Genomic DNA, 8,408 nt, shown 5'->3' on the forward strand with positions numbered 1-8,408 from the left:
TCCCCATGCGGGAGAGGAACCGCTATCTCCAACGACACCTCACCGCCCCTTTTCCCTCACATACTTTGCGTGGATGACAATCACGACGTTTCCGACACAAACGCCTTGATACTCAGCCTTAATGGGTTTGTTGCCGAAGCCTGTTACGACGGGATCACTGCCTTGCGCCTTGCCAGACAACCGCCTCCTGACTTGTGTTTCATCGACCTGAACATGCCGGGCATGGACGGAGACGAACTGGCAATCCGTCTCCGGGAATTGGCGCCCCGGCGCCTGATGACGCTGGTGGCCGTGACAGCCATGAGCCGCGAGGGGGATGTGCGAAGACTGGCCAGGGCGGGCTTTGCAATCCATCTGATCAAACCCGCCGACCCGACGATGCTGGTCAACATCGCGAAGGGAATGCATGACTGACACTGGCCAAGGCGGAGATGATATGGTCGATGGAGGCGGGTTTAATCAGGTGAGCACTGATTCCGACGGCGGCCGACTTGAGAAAGTCCGCAGGCTGACCACATGTCGTGACCGCGATAAAGGCGGGAATCACGGAGCCCGGTCTTGCTCGAATCGTCTTCACCAGATTCCAGCCGTCCGTATCTCTTAACCGCAGTTCCAAAATGACGATGTCCGGCAATAAGAGAATACCGAGGGCCGAACGTCCTGAGAGGGCAATGCCCGTGGGATAGCCATGGGTTTTTAACACCATCGCCAGCGATTCGGCGGAGTCCGGGTAATCATCAACCACCAACACGGACGGCAGACCGGGGTTTCCGGCTTCTGCATAGATCATTAAGTTCCTATGGCATCGGCTGCCTGACGGGGTGTTCCATCACAAGGGGTATCTCAGTATACCCGGCACACGAATATTCATGTCATGGATTGGCAATTTGGGGGAAAGATAAACTTCAAAACAACATCGGCTGGCATCCGAAAGTAGTAATGGCAAAGGGGAGATCGCGCATGGGGAAAGCCAGAAGCGAAGGAGGTGAGCCAGCAGACACTATTTTAAGTCAAGGGTGAATATCGGCTCGATTTCTTGCCCGGCTTGACACCAGGACTTGCCCTGAGGCCTGGATTGAATCTGACAATTATTAGTGCATTCTGGTCTGATCGGTTACAATACCCTCTCGCACCTTAAACATCTGCGGCATTTCGCGCCTTAGTCCCCGTGAACTACGCGCAGTTCAGCGAGGCCGCCCGATAACTGGTCGGCGACGCATCAAATCGGAAGCCAGCCGAATGAGGCGGGCTCATAAGGAATGGCTTCCTCCTCACGGGCATACGACCATGACCACGCCGCTTCGCCTGCTGATTCTCGAGGACAATCATGACGACTTTGAGGGGCTGCTTCTCGCTCTGCTTCGAGAAGGCTACGATCCCAATGCCAGGCGAGTGGAAACCGAGCAGGATTTCAGGGACCATTTGCAACCGCCGCCCGAGATTATTCTGGCGGATTTCTCGATGCCAGGGTTCGACGCGCTGAATGCCCTTGAGATCATGCGTGAGTGTCAGCTGGACATTCCGTTCATCATCGTTTCGGGCACCATCGGCGAGGAGCTCGCGGTCGATATCATGCGGCGCGGAGCGACCGATTATCTCATGAAGGACCGGCTCGCGCGGCTCGGACCGGCTGTCAGCCAAGCGCTGGCCCGCGGGCGGTTGAAGGAAGGGAAACGGGAGGCCGAGCAGACGGCCATTCGCCTGGCGGCCATCGTCGAATCGTCCGGCGAGGCAATCATTGCCCAAACGCTCGATGGCGTGATCACCAGTTGGAATCCCGCGGCTGAAAAGCTATACGGTTTCCCGGCGACGGAAATGACCGGCCGGAACGTCTCGACTCTCCTGCCTGGCCGCCGCCGCCAGTCCGACGCCCCCGAGAATCCCCAAAACCACGCCAGCCGGCTGCTCGCGGGCGAACACATCACCGAATTCGAGACGGTGCGCGTTCGGAAGGACGGGTGCCGGATCGAGGTGCTTCAGAGTCTTTCCCCCGTCCGCGAGGCGAACGGAGTCGTGACCGGGTCATCGACCATCGCCCACGACATCACCCAACGGAAGCGATCCGAGCGATTTCAGAAGGCTGACCAGACGGTGACCGACATTTTGAGTGAGGCAACCAGTCTGGAGGAATCCGGCCTGAGGGTGTTGCAGACAATGGCGGAGTGTCTCCGCTGGGAGGTCGCCGTCCTATGGATCGTTGATCGAAAGGCCAACGTTTTGAATCGGATCCATCTTTGGCACCCCGCCTGGGCCGAGGCGAGCTTCATCGAAGCGCTCAGTCAAAAGACGGTTCTTGAATCCGGCATTGGCGTCGCCGGCCGGGCCTGGGGCACGCGCGAACCTGTCTGGGAAGCCGGCATCAGATTCGACGGCCCAACCACGGATTGCCCGGCGGTGACATTCGAGGGGTTGCGCGGCGGCTTCGGGCTGCCGATGCGCCAGGGCGCGGACATGGTCGGGGTCATCGAGTTTTACAGCCCCGAACTCCGCGAGCCGGACGCCTCGCTGATCGCGACGCTCGAAAAGATCACCGGCCAGATCAGTCAGTTCTGTGAACGCCGCCGGATCGAGAGCGAACTCCGGGCGAGCGAGGAACGAACCCGGGAGTCTCTCCGCGAGAAGGAAGTCCTCCTGCAAGAGATTCACCACCGGGTCAAGAACAACTTGCAGATCGTCTCCGCGCTGCTCGAACTCCAATCCCGTCAGACGACGGACCGGGCGGCGGCGGAGATGTTCCGGGAGAGCCGGGGGCGGGTCCGGTCGATGGCCCTGATCCACGAGCGCCTGTACAACGCCCAGGACCTGGCTCGCGTGGACTTCGCCGAGTACTCCCGGCAGCTCGCCGCCGACCTGTTCCGCACTTACAGGGTGTCGGGCGACATCCGGCTCGAACTCGACGTGAACATCCCGTCGCTGACCATCGACATCGCCATCCCTTGCGGGCTGCTCCTGAACGAGATGATCTCAAACTGTCTCAAGCATGCGTTCGCCAGCGCCATTGCGGGTCGCATCCGGGTCGCACTGCGCCGCGACGGCGGGGCCAACGTCCTGACCGTCGCCGACGACGGCGCCGGGTTCCCCGTCGGCACGGACTTTCGAAACACCACATCCTTCGGGATGCAGTTGGTGAACACACTCGTCGATCAGCTCGACGGAGAAATTGAAATGACCGCCGGCGTGGGAACCACGTTCACCATCCGGTTCCCCGTAGCCGCCGGCAGCCACCCGGCAGGAACTCGCTCATGACCCCGTCCAATGTCCTTGCCGTCGAAGACCGGGGCGTCATCGCCGGGTGCGTCGATAATCTTCGGCAACCCGCCGGCAATAACGCTCTCATGGCTCCGTCATCCATCCTTGTCGTCGAGGACGAGAGGATCATCGCCAGGTGCATCGAGACGCAACTGAAAGAGATGGGGTACGTGGTGGCGGGGTCGGCCTCGACTGGCGAGGAAGCGGTGCGGAAGGCGGTCGAACTCCGCCCCGACCTGATTTTGATGGACATCAACCTGGGCTCCGGAATCGACGGCGTGGAGGCGGCGTGCCTGATTCGCAAGCAACGGGACGTCCCGGTCGTGTACCTGACGGCCAACTCGGACCGCGCGACCATCCAGCGGGCGAAGCTGACCGACCCGTTCGGGTATGTCCTAAAGCCCTACGAAGACAACGCCCTGCGGACGGCCATCGAGATCGGGCTGTACCGGCACAAGCTGGAGTGGCGGCTGCGGGAGAACGAGCAGTGGCTCGCGGCCACCCTGGGCAGCATCGGCGACGGGGTGATCGCCACGGACACGAACGGCCGGGTGCGGTTCATGAACGGGCTGGCCGAGCATCTGACCGGCTGGAGCCAGGCGGACGCGCTCGGCAGGGACGTGCGGGAGGTTTTTCAGATCATCGGGGAGGGAAGCCGCAAGCCGGTCCTGAACCCGATCCTCGACGCGATCTCGAAGGGCGAACCCGCCACACTGGCCCCCGACACCCTCCTGATCAACCGGGGCGGGAAGGAACTCTCCATCGACGACAGCGCGTCCCCGATCCGGGACGCGAGCGGGGAAGTGTCCGGGGCGGTCCTGGTGTTCCGCGACATCACCGAACGCAAGCGGCTTGAGGACCACCTGCGGCAGGCCCAGAAGATGGAGGCCATCGGGCGGCTCGCCGGGGGGATCGCCCACGACTTCAACAACATCATCACTGTCATCGCCGGGTTCAGCGAACTGCTGCTCGCGGACGCCGTCCTCCCCGCCCCCATGCCCGCCGCCGAGCGCATCGACTCTCTGCGAAACATTCGCGACGCGGGGATGCGGGCCGCCGCCCTGACCCAGCAGATCATGGCGTTCAGCCGCAAGCAGATGCTCGTCCCGTGCGTGCTGAACCTGAACACGCTCCTCCGGGACATCGGGGTGATGATCAAGCGGCTGATCGGGGAGAACATCGAGTTCGAGATCAATCCGGACCCGGACCTCGGTCACGTGAAGGCCGACCCGACACAGATCGGGCAGGTTCTCCTGAACCTGGCGGCGAACGCCCGCGACGCCATGCCGAACGGCGGGCGGCTGGTCGTCACCACAACGAACACCGTGCTGGACGAGGGAACCGCACGCACGCGCCCCGACCTGGAGCGGGGCGGGTACGCGATGCTGTCGGTCCGTGACACCGGCTTCGGGATGTCGGACGGGGTTCGGGCGCATGTGTTCGATCCGTTCTTCACGACGAAGGGGGTCGGGGAGGGAACCGGCCTGGGTCTCGCCACGGTGTACGGGATCATCACGCAGAGCCGCGGCCACGTCGAGGTGGCGAGCACGGTCGGGGAGGGAACCACGTTCCGGGTGTATCTGCCTCTGGTCGCCGAACCGACGACACCCCCCGCCGGCCAGGAGACGCGGGCGGCGGCGAAGGGGCGAGAAACCATCTTGCTCGTCGAGGACGACGAGACGGTGCGAAAGATGACCAGGATGGTTCTGCAGAGGAGCGGTTACAAGGTGATCGAAGCGTCGGACGGCCTGATGGCGGTGGAAATTGGTGAGCGGCAGCGGGATCCGATCCACCTGCTGCTCACCGATCTGATCATGCCCCGCCTGTCGGGGCGGGAGGCGGCCGGCCGACTGACCGCCCTCAATCGGGGGATGAAGGTGCTTTACATGTCCGGGTACACCGAGGACATGCTCGTGCATCAGGGAGTGGAGTCGGCCGCCTCAGACTTCCTGCACAAGCCCTTCAGCATCAGCGCCCTGACGGGCAAGGTGCGGGAGATCCTGGACCGCCTGTGAGCTGGAAGTCCGGCCTTCGAGGCGGGATCGGCGTCGATAACCGCCTCGCCTCCCGGTTCGCAATGCATTTGTGGCCGCCATTGACCGCAAACCGCAAGAACTTTGTTTCTCGAATAGTCATCCAACCCGGAGGCTGCGACCGCATGATCAAGACAATCGAAGCGATGGAGCAACGAGCCCTTGAACTGGCGCGTTCGGTCGAAGAGGCGCGACGGCAGGCTCTTGCGGAAACTGATGACAGTATCGAGACGCTGGAATTGAAGGCGCGAGAACTGGCGCGGTTTGTCGAAACAACGAGGGAGAAAACCCTCTTGCAGTCGGATCAGACGATCGAAGCCCTGGAACAGAAGGCCCGCGATTTGGCCGATTTCGTGGAAAGTCTGAGATGCCAGGCAAGTTTGCAATCGGACTCCGAGATCGCCTTGCTGGGGCGCCAGGCGCGGGATTTGGCCATTTCCGTGGAAGCGGTGCGCATGGATGCCCGCTTGCGGGCCGAGACGGAAATCGCGTTATTGGGACGGCAGGCGCGGGATTTGGCCATTTCCGTGGAAGCGGTGCGCGTGATGACTCTGCTGAAATCGAACACCCTGATCGCCGCGTTAAGGGAATCGGAAAAAGTGACCGCCAGGCTCAATGATGAACTGGAGCGTCGGGTTCTGGAACGCACAACCCAATTGGAGGCGGCGAACCGGGAGCTTGAGGCATTCGCCTATTCGGTGAGTCACGATCTCCGGGCTCCCTTGCGCGCGCTGGACGGATTCAGCGACGAGTTGCTCCGCGGCTACGGCGAACAGTTCGACGACAAGGGCCGGCATTACCTTCAACGCGTGCGGGCGGGCACCCGGAGGATGGGGGAACTGATCGACGATTTGCTCCGGCTTTCGCGGCTTAGCCGCGGGAACATCAGGTCGGAGCGAGTGGACCTTTCGGGACTGGCGCAAGCGGTCGCGGCCGAACTCCGTCAGAGCGAGCCAGACCGCCGGGTCTTCATCGACATCGGGCCTGACTTGGCAGGCGAGGGCGACCCCGGTCTTCTCAAGGTCGTCTTGGCGAACCTGATGGGAAACGCTTGGAAATTTACCGGGAAGAAGCCGGAAGCAACCATCGTCTTCGGCAGGACCGAGCAGAAGGGACTCCCGGCGTTCTTCGTTCGCGACGACGGGGCGGGCTTCGACATGCGCCACGCCTCCAAACTGTTCGGGGCGTTCCAGCGGCTTCACCCTCAACGGGATTTCCCTGGCAACGGCATCGGTCTGGCCACCGTCCAGCGAATCATCCGTCGCCACGGCGGACAAATATGGGCTGAAAGTCTTCCAGGCGGCGGAGCCACGTTCTATTTCACCCTGCCCGAGAAGGAGTCAGCATGAATAATAAGGTGATTCTTCTGGTTGAAGACAACCAGGACGACGAGGATCTGGCCATCCTTGCCTTCGAGCGGAGCCGCGTTGCCAATGCGATGGTCGTGGTGCGAGACGGCCAGGAGGCTCTCGATTACCTGTTTGGCACCGCCGCCCACGCCGGCAAAGACGCGAAGGACCTGCCGGAGCTCGTGCTTCTGGACCTGAAGTTGCCCAAAGTCGACGGCCTGGAGGTGCTGAGACAGGTTCGGGCTGATCCCCGGACTCGCCGACTTCCCGTGGTCATACTCACCTCCTCCGGTGAGGAGGAAGATCTGATCACAAGCTACGACCTCGGGGCGAACAGCTATGTCCGCAAGCCGGTGGAATTTGCCCGCTTCGCCGAAGCCATCCACCAACTCCAGATGTACTGGCTGGTGCTCAACGAGGCTCCGGTGCCCCGAGGGTGACCACCCTCGCCACCTTCCGGAGTACGGTGATCGACCGCCGCACCAGCCTTCCCCTGACCTGATCCCGGAACGACGACGGAGGACAGGAGACACCGTCGAATGTTGGCGTCCGGAAACGGGGGATCGCGGGAGGGGAATGCGTCATTGAGGTCTGTGGTCTAAAGGAAACGGCTCGCCCCGGCAAAGGGAACGAGCCATCTCACTTGCGGAGACGAGTCTTCCACGCAGTTCTCGCAGGTTCGTGTTGATGGTGTCGGCAATGACTTGCCCCTCAATGTGAGGATTGGACCGGACGGTGATGAGATCAAACGATTGTGCAAGGCGCGTGCCGAAACAATGAGAAACGGCCGGGATGGAAGACGGAAAATCACCTTAACGACACGGCATGCGACGTGCGGAAATCATTCCACCGATGTGGCTTGTCAAGCGACACGGATTCCAAAATCACCTCGCCGAGATGACCATGCCCAACATCACTCCCAATGCTCCAGGCATCCTTTGCGTGGATGACAACCAAGATGGCGCCGACATGTGCGCCACGCTGCTCAAGATGTGCGGGTTTGATGCCCGTGCCTGTTACGACGGGGAAACCGCCCTGCGGATGGCCGTGGAGTCACCCCCCGCGTTGTGTTTCATCGACTTGAACATGCCGGGAATGGAGGGGGATGAGCTAGCCCAACGCCTCCGCGAATTGATGGCCGACCACGCAATCAAGCTGGTGGCCCTGACGGCGATGGCACGAGACGAGGATTTTCGACGGACCGACGCCGCGGGCTTCGACCTGCATCTAATCAAACCGGCCGACCCGATGGAGTTGGTGAGGCTGGCCAGGATGATGACTTGATGGAGGGGAGTGAGTTGGGAAAAGAAAAGCCCCAAGGGTGAAACCTTGAAAGGCATTTCAATCAGGAAAAACAACGGGTGCAAGCACCACAACTGATTTCCTTGTCACTTTCGTTTGGACACAACGGCAGAACGGTTAACCCGATCCGAGGACGAGGCTGCTTTCGCAGGCGACGGACACGGAACAAAAGGTCGGCCGGTTCGGGCGGCGTGTCTTCATCGACTTGGAGGTAAGCCGTTCGGATTCTTTTGGGCACGTTTTCAGGCGTTCCCGTTTCAGAATCAGTGCTGTACCACCCCCGGACCTGCTTCAGTGCGGCCATTTTCTCCAACACTTCAGCTATCTCCGGGATTCGGTATGACCTCGTGTAAAAGTAATACCTTGGTCGGGAGACTTTCTTCATGATCCAGAGCCACTTTTCGGCGTACACTGGACTGAAAAAATCGCCGCTTGAATGCACACGTAAAACGAGGCATCCTTTGCGGCGTATCTC

General features: G+C 61.3%; 8 protein-coding genes. 6 read left to right on the top strand and 2 right to left on the bottom strand.

The window, feature by feature from the left end:
• Positions 1-69 precede the first annotated feature (69 nt).
• Positions 70-414, top strand: a complete 345-nt coding sequence (locus BGIM_RS0135805) for a response regulator (RefSeq protein ID WP_020474464.1) — start codon at positions 70-72, stop codon at positions 412-414.
• On the opposite strand, the gene BGIM_RS0135810 is transcribed toward BGIM_RS0135805, so the two are convergent.
• Positions 386-751 (bottom strand): response regulator, encoded by a 366-nt coding sequence (locus tag BGIM_RS0135810; RefSeq protein WP_238537786.1) that lies wholly within the window; start codon positions 749-751, stop codon positions 386-388. The two genes, BGIM_RS0135805 and BGIM_RS0135810, sit on opposite strands and share 29 nt — an antisense overlap.
• A gap of 488 nt (positions 752-1,239) precedes the next feature.
• Here BGIM_RS0135810 and BGIM_RS58845 point away from each other — a divergent pair, with 488 nt between their 5' ends.
• The 5 genes from BGIM_RS58845 to BGIM_RS0135835 all read left to right on the top strand — a co-directional run bounded on the left by BGIM_RS58845 (position 1,240) and on the right by BGIM_RS0135835 (position 7,915).
• A complete protein-coding gene (locus tag BGIM_RS58845; RefSeq protein WP_084760301.1) occupies positions 1,240-3,246 on the top strand; it encodes a histidine kinase dimerization/phosphoacceptor domain -containing protein in 2,007 nt (668 codons plus the stop codon).
• Positions 3,243-5,264 carry an ATP-binding response regulator gene (locus BGIM_RS0135820; protein WP_020474467.1) on the top strand — a complete coding sequence of 674 codons (2,022 nt, stop codon included), beginning with the start codon at positions 3,243-3,245 and terminating at the stop codon, positions 5,262-5,264. The genes BGIM_RS58845 and BGIM_RS0135820 overlap by 4 nt, the downstream gene beginning before the upstream one ends.
• A 143-nt stretch (positions 5,265-5,407) precedes the next feature.
• Positions 5,408-6,631 (top strand): sensor histidine kinase, encoded by a 1,224-nt coding sequence (locus BGIM_RS58850; protein WP_052640143.1) that lies wholly within the window; start codon positions 5,408-5,410, stop codon positions 6,629-6,631.
• Positions 6,628-7,071 (top strand): response regulator, encoded by a 444-nt coding sequence (locus tag BGIM_RS0135830; RefSeq protein WP_020474469.1) that lies wholly within the window; start codon positions 6,628-6,630, stop codon positions 7,069-7,071. The genes BGIM_RS58850 and BGIM_RS0135830 overlap by 4 nt, the downstream gene beginning before the upstream one ends.
• Positions 7,072-7,534: 463 nt before the next feature.
• Positions 7,535-7,915 (top strand): response regulator, encoded by a 381-nt coding sequence (locus BGIM_RS0135835; protein ID WP_040891434.1) that lies wholly within the window; start codon positions 7,535-7,537, stop codon positions 7,913-7,915.
• 61 nt (positions 7,916-7,976) lie between these two features.
• Here the strand turns inward: BGIM_RS0135835 and BGIM_RS68470 are convergent.
• A partial coding sequence (locus BGIM_RS68470; protein WP_193789044.1) for a GP88 family protein occupies positions 7,977-8,408 on the bottom strand: 432 nt, incomplete at its 5' end.

Source organism: Zavarzinella formosa DSM 19928 (assembly GCF_000255705.1).
Taxonomy (GTDB): Bacteria; Planctomycetota; Planctomycetia; order Gemmatales; family Gemmataceae; genus Zavarzinella; species Zavarzinella formosa.

Bases quoted from the DNA above. Each gene is read 5' to 3' on its own strand.
- BGIM_RS0135835 (WP_040891434.1), top strand. From the start codon at position 7,535: ATGCCCAACATCACTCCCAATGCTCCAGGCATCCTTTGCGTGGATGAC.
- BGIM_RS58850 (WP_052640143.1), top strand. From the start codon at position 5,408: ATGATCAAGACAATCGAAGCGATGGAGCAACGAGCCCTTGAACTGGCG.
- BGIM_RS0135830 (WP_020474469.1), top strand. From the start codon at position 6,628: ATGAATAATAAGGTGATTCTTCTGGTTGAAGACAACCAGGACGACGAG.
- BGIM_RS0135820 (WP_020474467.1), top strand. From the start codon at position 3,243: ATGACCCCGTCCAATGTCCTTGCCGTCGAAGACCGGGGCGTCATCGCC.
- BGIM_RS58845 (WP_084760301.1), top strand. From the start codon at position 1,240: ATGAGGCGGGCTCATAAGGAATGGCTTCCTCCTCACGGGCATACGACC.